17 protein-coding genes are annotated in these 20,999 nt (G+C 41.5%); 12 read left to right on the top strand and 5 right to left on the bottom strand.

Annotated features, from left to right (window positions below; all coding sequences use genetic code 11):
• Positions 1–20 precede the first annotated feature (20 nt).
• Positions 21–1,595, bottom strand: coding sequence for a photosystem II high light acclimation radical SAM protein (locus tag ACM0OP_RS05610; RefSeq protein WP_414527444.1), 1,575 nt, complete (start codon positions 1,593–1,595; stop codon positions 21–23).
• Positions 1,596–2,274: 679 nt separating this feature from the next.
• Here ACM0OP_RS05610 and ACM0OP_RS05605 point away from each other — a divergent pair.
• The 7 genes from ACM0OP_RS05605 to ACM0OP_RS05575 all read left to right on the top strand — a co-directional run bounded on the left by ACM0OP_RS05605 (position 2,275) and on the right by ACM0OP_RS05575 (position 9,727).
• Positions 2,275–2,652, top strand: a complete 378-nt coding sequence (locus tag ACM0OP_RS05605; RefSeq protein ID WP_414527407.1) for a DUF1830 domain-containing protein — start codon at positions 2,275–2,277, stop codon at positions 2,650–2,652.
• Between the two features lie 234 nt (positions 2,653–2,886).
• A complete protein-coding gene (locus ACM0OP_RS05600) occupies positions 2,887–3,342 on the top strand; it encodes a DUF4079 domain-containing protein (protein WP_414527406.1) in 456 nt (151 codons plus the stop codon).
• A 426-nt stretch (positions 3,343–3,768) separates the two neighbouring features.
• The gene (locus ACM0OP_RS05595) at positions 3,769–4,521 is read left to right on the top strand and encodes a response regulator transcription factor (protein WP_414527405.1); all 753 of its coding nucleotides are present in this window, start codon (positions 3,769–3,771) and stop codon (positions 4,519–4,521) included.
• Positions 4,522–4,579: 58 nt separating this feature from the next.
• On the top strand, positions 4,580–5,899 hold the full coding sequence (locus ACM0OP_RS05590) for a sensor histidine kinase (protein ID WP_414527443.1): 1,320 nt from the start codon (positions 4,580–4,582) through the stop codon (positions 5,897–5,899).
• A 559-nt stretch (positions 5,900–6,458) separates the two neighbouring features.
• Positions 6,459–7,133 carry a phosphate signaling complex protein PhoU gene (gene phoU, locus ACM0OP_RS05585; RefSeq protein WP_414527404.1) on the top strand — a complete coding sequence of 225 codons (675 nt, stop codon included), beginning with the start codon at positions 6,459–6,461 and terminating at the stop codon, positions 7,131–7,133.
• A 276-nt stretch (positions 7,134–7,409) separates the two neighbouring features.
• Positions 7,410–8,048, top strand: coding sequence for a Crp/Fnr family transcriptional regulator (locus ACM0OP_RS05580; protein ID WP_414527403.1), 639 nt, complete (start codon positions 7,410–7,412; stop codon positions 8,046–8,048).
• 107 nt (positions 8,049–8,155) lie between these two features.
• Positions 8,156–9,727, top strand: coding sequence for an iron uptake porin (locus ACM0OP_RS05575; protein WP_414527402.1), 1,572 nt, complete (start codon positions 8,156–8,158; stop codon positions 9,725–9,727).
• A 319-nt stretch (positions 9,728–10,046) separates the two neighbouring features.
• Here the strand turns inward: ACM0OP_RS05575 and ACM0OP_RS05570 are convergent, their stop codons facing one another.
• Positions 10,047–10,280 (bottom strand): hypothetical protein, encoded by a 234-nt coding sequence (locus ACM0OP_RS05570; protein WP_414527401.1) that lies wholly within the window; start codon positions 10,278–10,280, stop codon positions 10,047–10,049.
• Between the two features lie 116 nt (positions 10,281–10,396).
• Here ACM0OP_RS05570 and ACM0OP_RS05565 point away from each other — a divergent pair, with 116 nt between their 5' ends.
• Positions 10,397–11,005 (top strand): DUF3318 domain-containing protein, encoded by a 609-nt coding sequence (locus tag ACM0OP_RS05565; RefSeq protein ID WP_414527400.1) that lies wholly within the window; start codon positions 10,397–10,399, stop codon positions 11,003–11,005.
• Here the strand turns inward: ACM0OP_RS05565 and ACM0OP_RS05560 are convergent.
• Positions 10,993–12,702 (bottom strand): glycosyltransferase family 39 protein, encoded by a 1,710-nt coding sequence (locus tag ACM0OP_RS05560; RefSeq protein ID WP_414527399.1) that lies wholly within the window; start codon positions 12,700–12,702, stop codon positions 10,993–10,995. The genes ACM0OP_RS05565 and ACM0OP_RS05560 overlap by 13 nt on opposite strands.
• Before the next feature lie 70 nt (positions 12,703–12,772).
• The gene (locus tag ACM0OP_RS05555) at positions 12,773–14,002 is read right to left on the bottom strand and encodes a glycosyltransferase (protein WP_414527398.1); all 1,230 of its coding nucleotides are present in this window, start codon (positions 14,000–14,002) and stop codon (positions 12,773–12,775) included.
• Positions 14,003–14,119: 117 nt separating this feature from the next.
• Here ACM0OP_RS05555 and cofH point away from each other — a divergent pair, with 117 nt between their 5' ends.
• The 4 genes from cofH to ACM0OP_RS05535 all read left to right on the top strand — a co-directional run bounded on the left by cofH (position 14,120) and on the right by ACM0OP_RS05535 (position 20,415).
• A complete protein-coding gene (gene cofH, locus ACM0OP_RS05550) occupies positions 14,120–15,268 on the top strand; it encodes a 7,8-didemethyl-8-hydroxy-5-deazariboflavin synthase subunit CofH (RefSeq protein WP_414527397.1) in 1,149 nt (382 codons plus the stop codon).
• Positions 15,269–15,388: 120 nt separating this feature from the next.
• On the top strand, positions 15,389–15,784 hold the full coding sequence (gene psb27 / locus ACM0OP_RS05545; protein ID WP_414527396.1) for a photosystem II protein Psb27: 396 nt from the start codon (positions 15,389–15,391) through the stop codon (positions 15,782–15,784).
• A 388-nt stretch (positions 15,785–16,172) separates the two neighbouring features.
• The gene (locus ACM0OP_RS05540) at positions 16,173–17,672 is read left to right on the top strand and encodes a family 10 glycosylhydrolase (RefSeq protein ID WP_414527395.1); all 1,500 of its coding nucleotides are present in this window, start codon (positions 16,173–16,175) and stop codon (positions 17,670–17,672) included.
• Between the two features lie 397 nt (positions 17,673–18,069).
• A complete protein-coding gene (locus tag ACM0OP_RS05535; RefSeq protein WP_414527394.1) occupies positions 18,070–20,415 on the top strand; it encodes a hypothetical protein in 2,346 nt (781 codons plus the stop codon).
• A gap of 50 nt (positions 20,416–20,465) precedes the next feature.
• Here ACM0OP_RS05535 and ACM0OP_RS05530 read toward each other — a convergent pair whose 3' ends face one another.
• Complete coding sequence (locus tag ACM0OP_RS05530; protein WP_414527393.1) at positions 20,466–20,651, bottom strand: hypothetical protein; 186 nt, start codon at positions 20,649–20,651, stop codon at positions 20,466–20,468.
• Positions 20,652–20,999 lie beyond the last annotated feature (348 nt).

The raw sequence follows: 20,999 nt of genomic DNA, 5'->3' as shown, positions 1-20,999 counted from the left end.
AATCCCCAGTCCCCAATCACTTACGAAATACCTGCTAATTGTTTTTCTTTATTTTCCATAGGTGCAGAAAGAGCGGCTTCTAAATCGGCACAACCCAATTTTTCTTCTAAGATTTTCATCACTTCTCTTCCGAAGTCATTGGGGTTTTGTTGCCAAGCTTGCAAGCAGACTTCCCCAAAGAAAGACCCCAAGGGTTCAGGATTCCAGAGCAGTTTTTTAGCTGTCCACGGCATTAAGCTCATGGGATTATACCCTGGTTTGAGGATACCTTCTTTAAAGGCATATTCTTCTAAATGGGTGTGGGGTTGCAGTCCAATAAAGAAGATGGCAGGTTCAACTTTATCAGCGCCAAAAATCTTTTCTAGTTCGCGGTGATAGGCGATGGTTTGGCGAATGGTTTCGGGACGTTCGTCAATGACGTTAAAGGAGTAGTTGACGGAAACTAAGTCGTTAAAACCGGCTGCTTTTAAGTCACGACAGTTTTGTAAGACTGTTCTGAGGTTGTAACCCATGCGCATTTTCCGGACGAGTTCCTGAGAACCACTGGTAATGCCGATTTCAAAGTAGTTCATCCCGGTTTTAGCCATTAAATCACACAATTCCGGGGTGAGGTTATCGGCTCTGATGTATGCAGCCCATTTAATATCTGTCATTCCAGAATCGACGATTTTTTGCAGGAGTTCTATAGCATCGTCGATAAATTTCCGGGCGGGGATAAATTGAGCATCGGTAAACCAGAAGTTGCGAATGCCGCGATCGTATAATTGGCGAATCTCAGCAACTACTTCATCTGCTGGGTTGATGCGTACTTGTTTACCTTCAACAACGGTGTAGACGCAATAACAACAGTTGTGAGGACAACCGCGTTTGGTTTGTACGCCGATATAAAAGTCTTGTTCTTGCAGGTAAAAGTTAAATTCTGGCCAGATAGTTTCTATATAGTCATAGTTACAGGCGGTTTTTTCTAGGGGGGTTGGTTGTTCATGAATCAATCTTTCTCGTGGTTGAGTTTCTCCGACGATGTAGCAACGTTCATCTTGAATTTCTCTACCATGTAAAAGTTTTTCTAGGAGTGTTTCCCCTTCACCTATGGAAATAATTGTGCCTTGAGGTAAAGTTTTACCTAATTGTTTGTAAAATACGCTGACTGCTCCACCACCCACTATGGCACGGGCTTGAGTATGATATTTTTGGGCGCGGTTTAAGCCACGTTTAATTAATCCTTGATTGCGCCACAATTCTACATAGTAAGCAATAAAAATTCGCAATCCACCGAACGCACCTCGTAATTTAATTAGGGGATTTTTGGCGTAATAAAATTCAAAGGCGTTTTGCAGTGGGTTTCCACCACGTCCGCCTACTGGGGCATAAATTTGAATATCACGCCAAGAAAATACTAGGAGTGTGGGTTTAAATTCATCGATACAGGTATCTAGGGCGGTGGCGTAGTCTAAAGGTGGTACGGTTCCTAAGTCAAAGATCCGTTGTTCGATGCTGGGAAATTGTTTGTGGACGTGATCGGAAAGATATACTACCCCAATGGGAAAGATGGGGTTACAGGGAAGGCGAACGTAAAGGATGCGATTTTCCGTCATGGATTGTTGAATTTCCATCTTGCCAATTTCCAGGGGATTTGTGGGCTTAATCTTAATTTACCAATATTTACAGTTCCTTTCATTGGTCAGCCTTAAAAGTGGGTGAGGAGGGAAAGGCATTTTTGTGGGGGGGTTTAACAAATATGATTCTTATGTCGAAGAGCATATCAATAAATCCGCCCTCACCGGGGTTTGGAAAAGGTGGGTTACGACGGAAATGGATTTTTAGTGTTTTCCCAAGTTTTGTCGCCGTCTAAACCCTACGCAAAATGGGGTTTTTAACCCGAATTTTCAAGAAATTTTATTACCATAACATTGACTTTGGCGATTCCGCGATGAATCCCCTGTAACTCTGAGGATAGATGCAACAAATCAACGGTTGCTTAAAGTAGATAGAGAAAATTTCAGTAGCTCTCTGCTAGATGTCACACTTATGGTGTGATATCGGACACTTTTATTCTGTAAAAAAAGCTCAAATTCCTTTAGCGTAGTATATTATTTTCACTAATTTTCAGTTTTGAGTTAAAATTTCATAACTTGAACATATATTTAATATATATTTAGATAGATATATCGTAGAAAATTTCAGTTGGTAGTCGGAGTTACAGCATCTTGGGATCAGCAAATGTTAGTTTGAGTTGTGTAATGTAAAATTGTGGCGTAAAGCTCCTCCGCAGTTATGGCTCAAATATTAGATCCTCTACCACCAGAACAATTAAAAACTGTCCTTTGTTGCTACGTTAATGTTACGAGCAAAATCCAAATAGCTCGCATCTGCAATATTTCTAATTGGTACTTTGAAAGAGTTGTGTTTCCAGGACAACGCCTGGTGTTTGAAGCACCGCTAGAAGCTCAGATGGAGATTCATACTGGTATGATGGCTAGTTCAATTTTGTCGGATACGATTCCGTGCGATCGCTTGGCGATGAATGAGCCTAGTAGTGGTGAGTTTCGTACAGACTCTACAGAAAGCGACACTATCAGTACAAAGCCAATGGTGCAGTCAATTAATACAAATATTCAAAATACAACAAAACCCTTAACAATTGCTGGCTGATAATCCATTGATAAAAAAACAATTTGAGATAATTTTGGGGTTGCGAAATTTAGCAACCTTTTTTATTGAGTGATTATTCATGGGTATTATTTCTGTATCTTGCTGTTGGGGTTTATATCATTTCACCCCACCCCCAACCCCAGACCGCAAGCGAGGAGGGGAGATAGATCAAAGGTTTAGTAGGGTTATGGGTTTCATAAGTATGCAAATGCATTTGATACTATAATCTATGTTATGAATTTGCCTGATTTTATTTGGTTGTGGAAAATAGCCGCTTGGTCTATGGGGTTGTCGCTATTCGCATATCTACTGTTGGCTGTGACTGGTGTTTGGATGTTTCGGGAGAGGACTGGGACAAGTAGTTTTCCGTGGTTTATGGGTGGACGTAGGAACGTGCGATCGCTCCACTATATAATTGGCATTACAATGGTGAGTTTAGTGTTACTACTGCTGGCTGTTGGTATTGTGGGGACTTTAGGACACTTTGGGAGTTTAGGACACTCTTCACACTTGATGGCTGGGTTAATAGTTGTGGGTTTAGTGTCGTTATCTGCTGTCAGCGCTATACAAATTAATACCGGAAGTTCTTGGGCTAGACCTGCACATATTGGCGTAAATATAATTCTCTTTGGCGGTTTTACCTGGGTCAGTCTCACTGGTTGGCTTGTGGTTCAAAAGTATCTGCCGTAGTGCAGCTTTTTACGTTAATAATTAAATGCAGATGGACGCAGATAAACGTAGATAATCTTGTAGTTTATGGGTCTAGGCAATGCTATATCCAAAATTAGCCCGTTTCCAGCCTGTTCCCTGGGATATAGCAACCGCCAAGGACGTTAGGACATAAATTGATCATAAAAGTTAGTTATACACCGAAAGGCTTTTACCCTACTCCCTACTCCCCACTCCCTACTCCCCAGCTATACCTCTGAAATTTTCTAGCGGAAGTTGTTAAAAATACTGTTGCTGGCTTGCAATGGCAGGTATTGATCATGTATTGTTATGTATGTTACTTTTGGTAAGAGAATTGCTACAGTAGAAAATCAAGCTACTGAAGTTACATAATTAATTCCAAAATGTTAATTAATACAACTACAAACAGAGATTGTTCTGATATCAATGTATACCAGTGAATCAATCAAATACTCTACTAGAGCGGAAATTGGACAAACGAGCCGTATTTTAGTAGTAGAAGACGAGGAGTTAATCCAAGAGATGCTGGCTGTAGCCTTGGAAGAAGAGGGTTTTGGGGTGATAACGGCCGGGGACGGACGTTCGGCTGTAGAATATCTCAAAAGTTACGAACCTAATTCTGGGGAACTGCCCTTTGACTTAATAATTTTGGATTTGATGCTACCTCATATTAATGGGCTAGATATCTGCCGCTTGCTACGTCATCAAGGAAACCCAGTACCGATTTTAATTCTGAGTGCTAAGGGTAGTGAGACTGATCGGGTTTTGGGTTTGGAAGTGGGAGCGGATGATTATCTGACGAAACCTTTCAGTATGAGGGAGTTAGTGGCGCGCTGTCGGGCGTTACTCCGTCGCCAACGGTTAAGTAGTTTGCCACAACTACAAGTTCTCAAACATAAAAATGTGACTTTAAATCCCCAAGAGTGCCGTGTGCTGGTGCGTGGGGAAGAGGTGAATCTGTCTCCGAAGGAGTTCCGTTTGCTGGAACTGTTTATGAGTTATGCTCGCCGTGTGTGGTCTCGTGAGCAATTGTTAGATCAGGTTTGGGGACCAGAGTTTGTAGGTGACAGTAAGACTGTGGATGTTCATATTCGTTGGTTGCGGGAAAAACTAGAAGAAGACCCCAGTCATCCAGAATATATTGTGACTGTGAGAGGTTTTGGCTATAGGTTTGGATAATCTCTGGAATAGTTGTTAGTTTTTATTAATCACAATGCAACTAACAACTGACATCCTCATGCTCTTATTGGGATTTTTTCTGGGTTTGGCGGTAGGTATTGGAATTTGGATTTGGCAACAGGTGCAATTAAGGCACTATTTAGGGCGGGTACTGCAACCGTTAAGCTCTGGTTCTTCTAAACTGGTGCTGTTGCTAATACCTCGTTTGCAGCGCGAAATAGCGACGGTGAAGCAGCAGCGAGAAGATTTGCAGCAGTCATTACAAACTTATGAAGAGTTGCTGGATTTTGCGCCACTGGGATATTTGCAAGTTGATGAGGAAAATCAATTGCTGTGGTGCAATCAACAGGCACGAGAAATATTATATTTGCAAAGATGGCAAGCGGGACAGGTGCGCTTGTTGCTGGAGTTGGTGAGGTCTTATGAACTTGACCATTTGATTGAACAAACTCGTGATTGGCAACAACCACAGAAAAAGGATTGGGTATTCCACCCGTCTTGTGATGATGCTGTACAGATGCCAAAGATCAAATCACTGTGTTTAAGAGCATCTAGTTTACCATTACCGAATGGACAGGTGGGGGTGTTTCTGGAAAATCGCCAACCTTTGTTGGATATGAATCAAGAACGCGATCGCTCGTTTTCTGATTTAGCTCACGAATTGAGAACGCCACTGACTTCTATTCGTTTGGTGGCGGAAACTTTACAAAGCCGTTTAGATCCGCCCTTAGATCGCTGGGTAAATCGGCTGATGCAGGAGGTTGATCGGTTAATTAATTTGGTGCAAAGCTGGTTGGAACTGACGCAAATGGAGGTAAACCCAACGATGCAGTTGCATTTGGAAGTTTTGGAGTTGCGATCGCTGATTACATCGGTTTGGGAAACTTTAGAACCATTAACCCAAAAGCAACATCTGTCTATGTCCTATTCTGGCCCTGAACATCTGCGGATTAAAGCAGATCCGGGCAAGATTTATCAAGTTTTTCTCAATTTACTAGATAACAGCATTAAATATAGTCCTCCTGGTACTAGTATTCAAATTCAAGCCAATATATTATCTATACCGAATAATCATAGTGGCGATCGCCTAGACAATATATTAGAAATTAATCTGATTGATTCTGGACTAGGTTTTACAGAAGCAGATTTACCCCGGATTTTTGAGCGATTTTACCGGGGAGATAAAGCCCGGACTCATGCTTCATTACCAGCAAATAATTCCCTGGGAACAATTCTCGGTAACGGTTTAGGTTTAGCGATCGTCCGCCAAATTATTCTCGCCCACGGTGGTTCTATTAAAGCCATGAACCATCCCGAAACTGGTGGGGCTTGGATGCAGCTACAACTGCCTGAAGTCATGACAGACTCGACAATCTAAACGTGAGAAAACTTATTATAGCAACCGCCAAGGACGTTAGGACATAAACTGATCATAAAACTTAGACACCGAAAGGCTTTTACCCTACTCCCTACTCCCTACTCCCTACTCCCCACCCATAACACTTCTCAGTCTCAAGAGATGAGGATTCTGGCTTCAGTTATTGAATGTTAGAATGACTCCAACATACAAATTAATAAACCTGTATAAAAACCTCAATATCTCACAGCAACTGGTAGCTTGACCTTGAAATTTGACTTTTTTTTCCTGTGTCATGGCTCAAAGATTGATCAAAACAAGATAAACAACTGAAAAATTTGAAACCATTTGTTTGAACTTTCAGAAAAATTGCCGCCATTGAACTAGTCAACGCTAAAGCCCTATACCTAACACCAGACTTACATCAACTGGGATGACTGGGTAGAGGGGGAGAGTCTTACCTCTGGACTGGATAACGCCAGGAATCTAATCTAAAGTAGTCTCGTTGAAGCAACAATCTCTGTCTCTCAAGAGCAGAAAATGTCAAAATGAAGAATAACTTCACCTTTGAGACCTAAGTGTGAAAGCTACCTTGTATGATCACAATTCCAACCCCAAAAATCCCCAGTTAGCACGAGCCATTAGGCGCTTAGAACGTGATGTATTACGCATGGGAGCTTTGGTCGAACAATCCTTTCGCCTCAGCCATCAAGCGTTATTTCTCCGTGATTTAACGGCGGCTGAGGAACTTCCCAGATTAGATAAAAAAATTGATCGTTTTTATAGACAAATAGAATCAGACTGTACAGCAATCATGACTTTGCAAGCACCTACAGCTCAAGATTTGCGCTGTTTGAGTGCTTTTATGCAGTTGGTGCGAGACTTAGAACGCATTGGTGATTATGCTGAGGATTTAGCAAATATTGCCGTCAAAATTTTTCCTTATCCGCCTCATAAATGTCTACCGGATATTGAAACGATGTCTCATCATGCACAAGCAATGTTAGCAACTAGCTTAAAGGCTTTAGCTGATTTGGATGAAGTTGGCGGCCGAGCTTTAAAGCACTTAGATGATGCTGTCGATAATGCATACAATCATGTTTATGATACTTTAGCCCAAGAACGGGATATAGCTGGGGTAGTAGAGCCAATATTGCTACTAGCATTAGCAATTCGTTGTCTGGAACGCATGGCAGATCATGCTACTAATATCGGTCAGAGAGTGGCATACATCGTCACTGGACAACGTTTTTAAGTCTTGCAAAAAGTAAACAAAAAAATTAAGACTTTGTTAACTAACATACATTTTACTAAATGATTACTATTTCTTAACCTGATTGTAATAGGTTGTATGCAGAGAATATAAAAGCTGTTATTTGTCTAGAGCAAAAGATACAAAGACATTAAAATCAAAAATTGGTTTTTGTGTATATATCAACTTGTGGCAAATAGAGTGAGATTTTTAGCGATGTTTTTCCCTTAATTAGTTCTGAGACCAAGTTTTAGTTCCACTTTTACCAGTGCTTGCATCATGTCTTCCACAAGTATCACGGAAAATTTATCTCATGTATCCCATGCATCTATTCCTAGTGAAGAATTACCACAAAGGTTGTTTACACGTAGAGAACTGATTCCCCTTGAGAAAGGTGTACTTTGGCGTATTGAGCGGGGAGCAGTACGTACATTAACTTGGAGCGAAGAGGGTGTATATATTACTCTGGGTTACTGGGGTGCTGGTGATTTGATTGGCTATTCTTTATCCAAGGTGCAGCCATATCAGATTGAATGTTTAACAAGTGTAGAAGCAAGCATCATAGAGCCTAACCTATGGTACAGAGACATAGATGCTTTTTTATCTCATATTCAACATTCAGAAGAGCTTTTAAGCATTGTACATCTCAAACCCATGTCTCTACGTTTAGGGAAGTTTTTGCTGTGGTTAAGCGAAAAATTTGGGCGTGATGTACCACAGGGTAAATTAATTGATCTGAATATTACTCATCAGGAAATATCGGAAGTTTTAAACACTACTCGCGTGACGGTGACACGTCTACTACAGCAATTTGAAGAAGAAGGAGCTTTGTTGCGTTATAAGCGGCGAATTATTCTTCTGCCAGGAAATAAAATTAGCCGAACATACGATAAAAAAATCACAATTGACTTGTGCTAATTGTGGAAATTTTGCTATATTATTTACTGAAGGTTTAAGTGAATCATCTGAAAAAGCTGCAAGTTTTTTCATAGTTTCAATTATTGGGTGTGAGTGAAATAAAAAATATGACAAAACTACTTTGGAATGCTCTGAAGCTTAGCCCCGCGATCGCCTTAGCATTTTTTACTGCTAACAGCGCCTTAGCTGTGGAAGTTAATCAAGTCACAACTGTAGCTCAGTTGTCCCAAGAGGCTGATAGCATTGGTCAGGTAACATCCGTTTCTCAGTTTTCTGATGTTCAACCCACCGACTGGGCGTTTCAAGCTTTGCAGTCCTTGGTTGAGCGTTACGGTTGTATCGCAGGTTATCCCGACAGCACATACCGTGGAAACCGGGCGTTGACTCGTTACGAATTTGCGGCTGGTTTGAATGCTTGCTTAGACAGAGTGAATGAACTGATCGCTACAGCAACCGCCGATATACTTTCTGGACAAGACTTAGCGACATTACAGCGTTTGCAAGAAGAGTTTTCTGCGGAATTGGCAACTCTGCGTGGCCGTGTTGATTCCTTAGAAGCTCGGACTTCTGAATTGGAAGGAAATCAATTTTCTACCACTACCAGACTTTCTGGGGAAGCGCTTTTCAACGTATCTGATGTTTTTGGCGATAGCAGAGCGGGTGGTGGTGATTTAGATTACAACACTACTTTTTCAAATCGCTTACGTCTGACTTTAAATACCAGCTTTACAGGTAGAGATAGACTGGAAACTAGATTAAATTCAGGCAATATCCTTTCTAACAGTACTGCTACAGGTACGAATATGACCCGTTTGGGTTTTGACGGTAGCAACAGCAATAACGTTAATCTCGATAAACTTAACTATGCTTTCAATTTAACCAGTGCTGTCCGCGTTAAAATCGATGCGACGGGTGGTGAGTTGAATGAAAACGTGAATAATTTCCACCCTGACTTTGCTAGTTCCGGTGGTGGTGCGATTTCTCGTTACGGACGTTTTAACCCCATCTATCGCCAAGGTGCTGGTGGTAGTGGTTTAACTGTGGAATTGAACCCCGCGGGTGCTTTGACTCTCAGTGCAGCTTATTTAGCACCGACAGCTAATAATCCTGATGACAAGAACGCAATTTTTGATGGTAGTAATACCATTTTTGGTCAGTTAGCTTTCAAACCCAGCAATGCTTTTAATGTTGGTTTGGCTTATGCTCGCTCTTATCAAAATAGCCAAGCTGGTGTCAACTTGTTTGGTAGTACAGGAAGTGCGATCGCTAACAGACCGTTTGGTAATGTTGCAACTTCTTCGGATACCTACGGTGTACAAGCTACTTTCAGACCTAGTTCTGCTTTGACATTTGGTGGTTGGGCTGGTTATACCAATGCTAAAAGCGAAGTTGGCCAAAGTGATGCAGACATTTTTTACTGGACTGCTAGCTTAGGGATTAGAGATTTTGGCGCGCAAGGTAATGTCTTCGGTCTGATTTTTGGTCAACCTCCAAAAGTGACTGGTGGTTCCATTGGTTCCGAGTCTGATACTTCTTACCACTTAGAAGGTTTGTATCGGATGCGCTTCACTGACAATATTACTGTTACTCCTGGTTTGTTAGTAATTTTCAATCCTGAACATAACAGCAATAACGATACTATCTATGTAGGTACATTGCGTACTAGATTCACTTTCTAAAACTGGTTTTAGATTGCTGTAAATATATAACCCGCCTTGGTGCGGGTTTTTTTGTGTCTATAGGGAACAGGGAACAAGACCTGCAAAAATCAATAAATCCAGGTTTTTCCTTTATTCAGCAAACCTTATGTTAGGAGAATATCTTAGAGGATGTTTGTAAAGTATCGATTATTACTAGCCTTGGCGACTAGAAGTCGCGGCTAGACAAACTAAACCCGCCTGCGCGGGTTAAAAACCTTGGTTTTTGATTAGTCCACGCAGGTGGACTTGGACTGTGTAGTAGCGAATTATATTCGCCTAAAACTTTTAAAACATCCTCTTAGGAGGGAGCGGCTACGCGATCGCTACTCCAAGCCCACCAAACATAACCACACTCGCAATTATAAAATTCTTGCCATTTACGACGATGGTCTGCTGTTATGACGGGCGATCGCCTATTGATCCAAACTTCTACAGCTTCGCGGCTACTAGCATGACAACTAGGACAGCAAAATTCGTAAGCGTGAACTGCTTGATCTGTCCATTTAGGCGGAATGGGAGCAAATGCATCCATTTTGGGGAAAATTGCTATTGTGTTTTGAAACGCAGAGTAACGCTAAGTTAGCACTAAGGTACGCTGAGTGGTCACATTGTATTATAACTACTAATGAATAATTACGAATTATGCTCATGGAGCCAAGGCTTGAAATTCGCCGTTTGTTAGATGTTATACCTGCTTCTAGTCGGATGACGATTAATATTGTCAGTAAGCCGGAACAGCCAAGGGTGATTGATGCGGCTTTTCCTCTACCTTGGAATCACGAGCGACGGATATATATTAATTTTGATTTCTGGTTACGGTTGGCTAAACCACAACGGGATTTATTAATTTTGCAGAGGGTTAGCTGGTTGATGGGGGTGAAGTGGTTTCAACCCCAGATTTATCAAGGTGTGGTGCTGCTGGGGCTATTGGCGGGATTACTGGAATCAGTACAGGGAGATGTGGTAGGGGTGGTTGTGGCTGGGGGATTAAGCACTATCGCTCTGGGACGAATTTGGCGGATCAATCAATCTGCTGATTCTGAGTTAAATGCTGATTTGACAGCTATACGCATCGCCCAACGCCGGGGTTATGGGGAAACTGAGGCGGCGGAACATTTATTATCTGCTATTGAGGCGATCGCAGTGATGGACAAAAATTCTCCTCTCAGTTTTAACGAGTTAATTCGTTGTCAAAATCTTAGAGCGATCGCCGGTTTATCCGCAGTGGGTGTACCCAAAAGTTATCAGGGACAATGATAATGTTGATATTCGTACCCATTAATACCTGGCATATCTTGCTGTTCTTGATCACATTTTTGCACTTCTTCCCCGATAGGAGCGCGAAAATTAACTAACCACAGATCAAAGGGACGCGGAAACTCTTTTAATGTCTGATCTAAGGAAAGGGTAGCAGTTTTTGGGTCTTGTTCTTGATGGGCGAGTAGGAATTTACTCGCAATTTCTGCACCAGAAAATTTTAATTCCCACGCAATACCCATCATTTCTCCAGTTTGGATTAAACTTTTATGGGTGGTGCTAATCAAAACTGGTTGGGAGGAATTTTCCACAATTATCGGCACTAATAAATCAGGACGGTAATACTTGCGATAACCCAAATTATAAGTAACACTGATCGAGCTAATTAATCCCATCAACCAAAAGATCATTACAGCTTTTTTACCTGTAATACCCCATTTACCAACATCTGAATTTTCAAAACAAACGGCGAGACTGGCGGCTATAACAATGATCACGGCCGGGAAGTAAACAAAACTATAACGAGCGCCTCTGGTTAAATCAATACCGAAGACATAAGTAAATAAGAAAAAATAGGCGATCGCCCCTAATACTACCCCAGATATTACTTGTATGATTAACCGATTTGGCTGGGCTTGTAATTGGGTGTTAATCCCACGCACCAAAATTGGTATACCCCAGATAAAAAACACTAACATCACAAATCCCGACAAAATCACAAATGGTAACTCTGCTGCTTCCACTGGTAGTAGAGAAATCATCGTCAACCAAGTGGCGATCGCTTGAAAAATCGGGCTAATCCAATCGAATCCAGAGCGAGTCCCTTGAATCCACTCTGTTAAACTACTACGATATCGGTTATCCAAAAAACTAGGCAACCATACTAAAGCCGCTACCCCTGTACCAGCAGCGATTGCATAAATCCGCCACCACAGAGGAGAGAGAAACGAGAACTTTTGCCCCTGGTGATGTTGTTCCCAAGCTACAAAAATTAATGCTAAGGCTTCCGCCCCCAAAGTTAGAACAAAAAAGTAATGAGTTGCAATCCCCAAAGCGTTAACTCCCACCCAAGCAATAATCAACCAAAATGGTAATAATCTTTGGTTCTGCAAATGACGGGTAGCAATTACCAAACAGATTAAAGATGCCATCACCCAGATGATAGCTAAACTATAATGGCGGGCTTCTTGGGCGATAAAAATGCCGTAGGGTGACACTGTGATCATCGCTGCGGATATCTGCCCTACTAATCGAGAACGAAACGCTAATTTCCCTAAAAGATAAGCACAGGGAATGGATAATGCACCAATTAAAGCTGGTAAAGAACGTCCAGCCCACAGAGAAACTAAGTTTTCTGAATCAGGAAATAACTTCATCCACAAATGAGCCATGACAAAATACAGTGGTGGATGAGTATCTTGAGTGATGATGATTTGAGTTACATCTTTAATAGTTGCTGTAGGGTTAAGTTGTAGTGGTTGTAATAAAATATCAGGTGCGATCGCTTGATCTAAAGGGACTGGTAAAAAACTATTCCCCAAACTAAACACCAAAGTAGCAAATTCATCAATCCAAGGAGGTTTAGCTGTCAAGTTGTGCAAACGTAAGCCGATACCAATAATCAGCCAAATTAGCAACAGTAAAGGATGAAACCAGCGAGTGGAAACGGTAGAACGCCCAATATTATACAAATACATTTTTTTGCAAGTAACAAATTAGTAATAATTAAACGCAGATGGACGCAGATAAACGCAGATATTTTTGTTTTTATTTGACATCAGTCACGCGCCAGCTAAGTTTTAAATTCACCCAAAAATTCCAGATTGTCGTCACTGCGATAGCGATCAAATTAGCAATATATCGGTTAGGAATAATCCAATTAAAGACCAAATTTAAGACTAAGACATTTAATCCTAATCCGGCTAAACAAATGAGATTAAACTTCCAAAATCGCTTTAAACGTTGATGCAATTCCTGCTGCTGGCTACTAACATCTGCAAAAGTCCAAGCATCATTCCAGAAAAAATTATTGACAATGGCAATTTCACCAGCAATGATTTTACTCCCTATCAGGGGTAAAGCCAAACTATTGGGGTCACTCAGTAAATAAAGTATAGTCATATCGACAAATACCCCACTCAGTCCTACCAAGCCAAAGCGCAGAAATTTAGCAAGAGGAAAAGATATTTGTACATTTACTTTTTTCGTCAGACGCAGACGGATTAAGTGTTGTAAATATTCAATATACTGCTTCCAAGTCACCTTACTTTCTCCCTCTTGGCGCTCACAAAACACATAGCCAACTTCCGCAATTTTACTGATATTTCCTCGTGCAATCACTTCCAGCAGAATTTTGTATCCTACAGGATTGAGTGTTACACCTGCGATACAAGGGCGGCGGATGATAAAATAACCACTCATGGGGTCAGAAACCCTTCCCAATACTCCTGGTAGCAAAATTAATCCTAATATCTGCGCGCCACGGGATAAAACACGCCTGATCATACTCCAACTACTAACGCCACCACCATCTACATGACGGCTAGCAACTGCTAAATCCGCTCCTTGGGTAATGGCTTGTAATAATTTTGTTAATATTTCTGGTGGATGCTGTAAGTCCCCATCAATTACCCCTAATATAGTACCTTTTGCTACTTGCCATCCCCGAATTACTGCTGAAGATAGCCCCCGTTCTTGTTCCCGTCTGATGACTTGCAATTGGGGATATTCTGCCATCAGGGATTGTGCTACTTCCCAAGTGCGATCGGGACTATTATCATCAACTACAATTAATTCATACTGGCTGGGGATAAATTCATTCAGGTGTTGAGTTAATATTTTGACAACCTTGTGAATATTGTGACGCTCTTGATAAGTGGGAATCACTAGGGAAAAAAAGATAGGTTGACTATCAGTACCTAAGTTGGTGGACGGTAATGGGTTAATTGTTAATGGTGTGGTTGTTCGTGACCAAAATTTATTAGTTCTTTGACTCATGTTGGGAAGAAGCAATTATATAGTAAAAATTTTTTCGTCTGATTTGATAAATGATTAAGATTCTGAATATTAATGATAATTTCTGAGAGAATAGTAACAGTAACTCGGTGATCACTGATGCCCTGCAAAACCGTTGATAGTATTTTGGATCATGCGCTTTTGGGTTACAATTTGTCCCCCGCAGAAGGGGTGGTGTTGTTAAAACAAGTTGACCCAGAGGCGATCGCCGCTATTCGCACCACAGCCGATAAACTTCGCTACACTCAAGCAGGCGATACAGTTACCTATGTCATCAACCGTAATATTAACTTTACTAACATTTGTGAACAGCATTGTAGTTTTTGTGCTTTCCGTCGGGATGAGGATGATTCTAGTGCTTATTGGTTAGGTTGGGCAGAAATTTTAGCAAAATCTACCGATGCAGTGGCCAGAGGTGCAACAGAAATTTGTATGCAGGGAGGATTAAACCCCCAAGCGCAGATTAACGGTCAATCTTTGGCATATTACCTGAAATTGGTAGAAACTATTAAACAAGCATTTCCGCAGATACATTTACACGCATTTTCCCCCCAAGAAATAGAGTTTATTGCCAGAGTGGATGGTATTAAATATGCTGATGTCATCGCGGCTTTGAGAGATGCTGGTGTCGGTTCCATGCCAGGAACAGCAGCAGAGGTGTTAGATGACGAAGTACGACGCATATTGTGTCCAGAAAAAATTGATACGGCTACTTGGCTAGAAATTGTGGGTACGGCGCATCGGTTAGGTTTACCGACTACTAGCACCATATTATCTGGGCATATTGAAACACCAGAGCAACAAATTGGGCATTTAGAAAAATTGCGATCGCTCCAAAAAACCGCAATAGATCGGGGATATCCGGCTAAGATTACAGAATTTATTGCTTTACCCTTTGTGGGACAAGAAGCACCTAAATCATTAAGGCGACGTGTGGGACGAAATCAGCCAGTATTAAAGGATGCCTTATTATTAATGGCTGTAGCGCGGATTTACTTAGGAAATTACATAGCCAACCATCAACCAAGTTGGGTAAAACTGGGGTTATCTGGTGCAACAGAAGCCTTATTGTGGGGTTGCAATGATATCGGCGGGACATTAATGGAAGAACATATTACAACAATGGCTGGTGCTGTGGGTGGTACTTGTCTGGAAGTGGCAAATCTGCAAAGTGCGATCGCTGCTTTAGGAAGACCTCATCAGCAAAGGAATACTCTCTATCAGAGACTGATTCCTCATAGTCATTAGTATTTCCCCTCACACCTCCCACACTCCCCACTCCCTACTCCCCACTCCCCTAATTCTTCCCCAGGACACCAATACAGGATACGATAGACCTTGATTTATTTATGATTTCAGAGAAAAAATATGAAACGCTATTGGTCGCGTCTACTTGCCTTAATTTTGGTGTTCACCATTGGTTTAACAGGTTGCAGCAGTCCAGACAGTTTAACGGGTGATTATCGTCAAGACACCTTGGCTGTAGTCAATATCATGAAAGAAGCTCTGGAATTAACACCAGATTCACCCAACAAAGCCGCTATTCAAGCAGAAGCACGCCAAAAAATCAACGATTTTTCCGCTCGCTATCAACGGAATAATGCTGTTTCTGGTCTTAGCTCTTTTACAACCATGAGAACAGCTCTCAACTCTCTAGCTGGACACTATAGCTCCTATCCCAATCGTCCCGTACCCGAAAAACTGAAAAATCGTTTAGAGCAAGAGTTAGCACGGGTAGAAATTGCGCTGAGGCGTGGTGCTTAACTATTGTCTGTTTTATTACATGGTTGAGAGTCAAATATCTAGAGTCCTTTATTTCAACTCCCGATTGCTGACTCTTGACTTTTCGAGTTTTGCAATTATGGCGATCGCCAAGAAAGTCTGGGTAAAAACAGATCATTAAACCCTTGCAATTAATCAGTTTCAACCCTGCACCCTGCTATAGTTATCTCTTCAAATCCTGGGTGATTGCTCTAATTCTGTACTCTAGTTTTTACTAGGAAAAATTTTGGCAGTAAATATGGCAACACAAATGGAATTTTAACAGTCGTAAACTAAACAAGTTTTGGTGACCAACTATAGCAGTTGACACTTGGAGCTAAAATTTATTCTGATTCGGCTGACTCACTGATTTGTGGTTCTATTTTCAAGTATGTTTAACTTTCGTTTGAATCTTGCTGGAAAAATTTTATTTTGGCGCTGTCTGCTGGGTAGTCTTTTTACTAGTAGTTTATTAATGGCTCACTTTGCTAGCCCACCTGCACAGGCACAGATAACAGAATTTTGTCAATTATCCCCAGCCGCAGCTAAAGCCAAAGAAGATTTACGTTTGTCAGCAATGAAAGGCGATCGCAATGCTCAGAACCGCTACCAAGAATTGCTGAAACAACACTCCCAGGACTTACAAAAATGTCGGAGTCAGACTTGGCCAGATAACCAAGCAATGTGGTTACGTTTATACCCCTGTGATATTAACTCAGGGGCAATTGACAGGATCATGGATCGGATTGTCAACGGTGGGTATAACCAAGTTTATGTAGAGGTCTTCTCGGATGGACAGGTATTATTACCAGCCTCAGCTAATCCCACAGTGTGGCCTTCTGTGGTTCGGACTCCGGGAGCAGAAAACATCGATTTGCTGTCTGTAGCTATTGAAAAAGGGCGACAACGGGGCTTAAAAGTTTACGCCTGGATGTTTAGCAAGAATTTCGGCTATACTTACGCCCAACGTCCAGATCGGACTGAGGCGATCGCACGCAATGGCAAGGGTCAAAATAGCCTAGCTGTTACTAATACTGGTTCTGAGCTATTCATCGACCCCTACAATGTGCAAGCCAAACGCGACTACTATCAAATGGTGCAGGAAATACTCCGCCGTCGCCCAGATGGGCTGCTATTGGATTACATCCGCTATCCGCGACAAGGCGGTAGTGATTCCATTGCTACCAGAGTCTTTGATTTATGGCTATTTAGTCCAGCCACCCAAGAGGCTTTATTTCGTCGCGCCCAGAACAACAAAGGACGAGAACTAATTCGGCGTTTTTTAAGTCGGGGCTACATCACAGCTGGAGATATTAGCCAAGTTGATCAGCTCCACCCCCAAGAAACCGAACCAATGTGGCAAGGGCGAATTGTTCAACCAGAGCCAAAGTCAATCCTTTCTGCAACCCAGAGACAACCACTACTGCAAATAGAACTGTGGCAATTAGCAGTTGCTCACGCCATGCAAGGTGTCATAGATTTTCTCGCTTTAGGTGCTTATCCCGCCCAACAACAAAACATTCCCGCCGGAGCCGTGTTTTTTCCTGATGCTAATCAAGCTATCGGTAGGGGCTATGATTCCCGCTTACAACCTTGGGATAGATTCCCTAGTAATTTAGAATGGCATCCCATGTCCTATTCTACTTGTGGTAATGCTAGTTGCATTGTCCAGGAAGTCCAAAGAGTTTTGAATGCTGCACCACCGGGAACAAAAGTTATTCCGGCTTTAGCTGGTAATTGGGGTAAATCAGTGGGTAATCGTCCTTCATTAGAAGTCCAAATGCAAGCACTGCGCCAATTGGGTTCGCGGGTAGCAGGTGTGAGTCATTTTGCCTATTCTTGGCAATACCCCGAAGATGATAACGATCGCAAATTTTGCCGAGTGCGATAAAACTTGATAAAATACTGTGGATGTGTCTTAATATACTAAATTTCAGCAATATCAGGTTTTATGACATTTGGACACATCCCATAGGAAGATGACTAAGTAGGAAAAAAATAGTTAGATTAATTCGGGATGTTGTTATGCACTGGATTTATAGAGAGGTTTGGTAATCAACCAAGCCTCTTTTATTATTCTCAGTTAAAAAAGTATTTTCCCGGAACAGATCAAAGTTCAATCTATAGCAGGGGAGTGGGGAGTAGGGAGTAGGGAGTGGAAAGTGGGGTAAAAGCCTTTTGGTGTCTAACTTTTATGATTCAGTGTATGTCCTAACGTATATGCGTAGTGCTATAAAAGGAAAAATATGCTATGAAAACCTACTTTTTGGTTTAACTTAAATACTAAAATGTCAAATAAATGGAGCAAGCTAACGCCACAATCTTCTCAAAAAAATCTATCTGATGCAAATGCCAATCAACGCCTCTCCTCAAAATCTCCACAAAAGTCTCAATCTGGGGGTTGGCTGTGGTCTAGTTTAGCGATCGCTATTTTGTTGAGTAGCGTGGGATTGATGGTTGCTTTTATCTGGTTTAGTGTTGTCTTCATCTTTAATCCAGATGAATTAGGCTGGGTGAATGAACTATTACCGGAATGGATACAACTTCCTGTAAATACTATTGAAGCTCCCCAAAGCCTGAAAAAAATTACAGATAGTCTGAGTCAACCACAAATAGCTGGGGAAGTTATTCCTTTAAATGAGGAGGAAAGCTCATTTTTCTTACCAATTTTTCAGCAGCGTGCTAATTGTCAGTCTGATTGTCAAGAAGTTGTGGAATTGAGAGTTTATCAGCTTGCAGAAGACCGAGAATTTTCCTCAGATTCAGAACAGTTATATTATTTGCAAACTCAGATGTCTGTGACTGCGCCGGATGAATCTTTGATTCATGAAGGATTGAGACATCGAGATGATAATGCGGCTCTACCTTTAAGGTCTATTAAATCTTTGGGTTCTGATTCTGTTTCACCAGGGGTATGGTTGGCGATATGGGGTGAGCGTCCAGAAGAAAATAATGCGATCGCCTACGGTTATATTATTTATTACAATCCCCAACGCCAAAGTTTACAACAGCTGTTGGCTTGGAAAAGTCCTAATGGTCAACTACCCCAATGGAAGCAGGTAACGGGTGGTGGCGCAAAAGAGTTAGTCATTGATCAAACCGTGGGTTTAGAACCGCAGTTGAGTGTTTACCAAGTGGAAGCTACTAATTTTTATCTCAACCCAATTCAACTGGCTCCCATATCCTTACAACCACCAGCATTTGAGGATGCGGCTTACAAAGATGCTCTATCAATTGCTCGTAGCGGATTATGGACACCCGCTTTTCAATGGTTGCAGTTTATAGAGAAACAGCATCAAGGCAATTTCCCCCCAGCCGCCCAAGCACAAGTGGATCTGATTCGTTTACATTCCCAACTAACCCAAACCCAAGCAGATATCAGTTGGGCTAGTCCTGATCAACAAGTATTAGCAGAGTTAATTGATGGTCGTTGGGCAAAAGCGTTACAGGTATTTGAAGCATCGCCGCAAAATTCCCAAGAAATCGCTACCCTACTGAAAGCAGATAACGGGCGTTTGTGGAATCGCACTGTGGCGGCTTTACGAGTTAATCCTCATCGAGAAGATGTGCAAGTTTGGGCGACTTTAATTTTAGCAGCCCAGCAGGGAGAACAACGGGCTAATTCTTGGTTAAAATCCCAACCGGAAATTACTTTATCTCATCTGAGCTATGTGCAAAGTTTATTCCCAAAACTGGCGGGGGAGGTAGTTAAGATTCAGCCGCCAGTAACAATTAATCATCCCAGTCAAATTATCGGTGCTGTACAACCGGTGATTAATATTAACTCTTCGGAATGGTTGCAACCAGATAGTAACCGAGAACTCAAACTGGGCGATGAGCAAATGTGGTATCAGGTCGAGGTGAGTGCTTTTTATGATGGTAAAAGCTGGCTGAGTTCTCCTTTTAGGTCTTTGCAATCTCCCAGGACTTCCCCGGCGCAGTTTTTTTGGTCAACTTTGGGAATTAATGTCAACCCAGTTATCCAAATCATTGTCTGGAATCCCCAAGGACAACAGCAAATTACTTCGGCTACTATCAAGGGTGTCAGGTGGCAAAATGGGGTTTTGCAGCTATTGGCTGCTGGTACAAAAATTCCTGATCAGCAACAGAATCTTCTACAACCTCTACCTTTAGCTTTAACTCCAGCCACTTTAGAGTGGGTGCAATCTAACCCAGTTAATATTAGATCCTTGTATCAACAAAATCCGCAAGCTGTGGAGACTATGGTGGGGATTATGTGGCGGTCTTTACAACGAACTGGTCAGCTTCCCCTTGGTGATGTTCCTAGCTTTAAGGAAATTCAAGCACAGGTGGGTGATTGGCCGCTACAAATGATTGATTTGACAAATGATACCCAGCCAGAGTTTGTGCTGACTATCTCAGCTAATGCGATCGCTGCTTTGCAGGATATAAATTTATACACAGGAAAACTAGAAAATAATCAGTCCCGTCCTCGGACTTTGATCTTCTCGCCAAATGGTCAGGTAATCTATACAGATTTTGAAAATAATTTGCCCAAAGCATTGAGTGCGATCGCCAAACTGTCCCATAGTCAATCTCTCGCATTGTTAGTAGAGAATGCCAATAGTTACAGCATTCAGCGTTGGTCAGATAAAAATCAACGCTTTGAGTAGTATTCTGAATAATCAGCTATAGGCGATCGCTTTCAGCTTAATTTCGCTGATTATTCTGGCTGATCGGATAGCCGTTGTGCTTTCAGGCTTTGTAATTGCTGCAATAGAGAATTTACCTCTGCTTGCAGGTGTTGCAGTTTTGCCTGTTGATCTTCTGGATAATAAGACTTGGTGACATCACTAACCCAGAGGGTTTGGGTGGGACGTTCAGAAACACTTGATGAATAAGTAGGCATTGTTAAATAAAATCCACAACTCGACTCACACCATATCAGTAAATACTATAATAATGTAAGTTTAAGGTTTGTTAAACACTTGTATATTTTATATCATAAAATTTCATAATTTGATTGATTATTCATAAGTGATAGTAATTGTCTAGACTTTGTTCCTGAGTAAATTCATTCAGTCCGTCCCTGAAACTGCTATGTATACAAGCATTGGATGACTGAATCTTGATTAATTAGAGGGGATATTCTGGATAAAAGAAAAATCATCAGTGAGATATTGGTGATAAAGATAGATAATATTCTTCTAGAATGGGAAATCTAGAGACTAGAAACTAAAAAGGAGAAATTAACTTT

The sequence above is a fragment of the Nodularia chucula CCY0103 genome, from assembly GCF_963923915.1.
GTDB classification, from domain to species: Bacteria; Cyanobacteriota; Cyanobacteriia; order Cyanobacteriales; family Nostocaceae; genus Nodularia; species Nodularia chucula.
The sequence above is the reverse complement of the archived record's forward strand: the minus strand, read 5'-3'. Positions and strand labels throughout refer to the sequence as shown.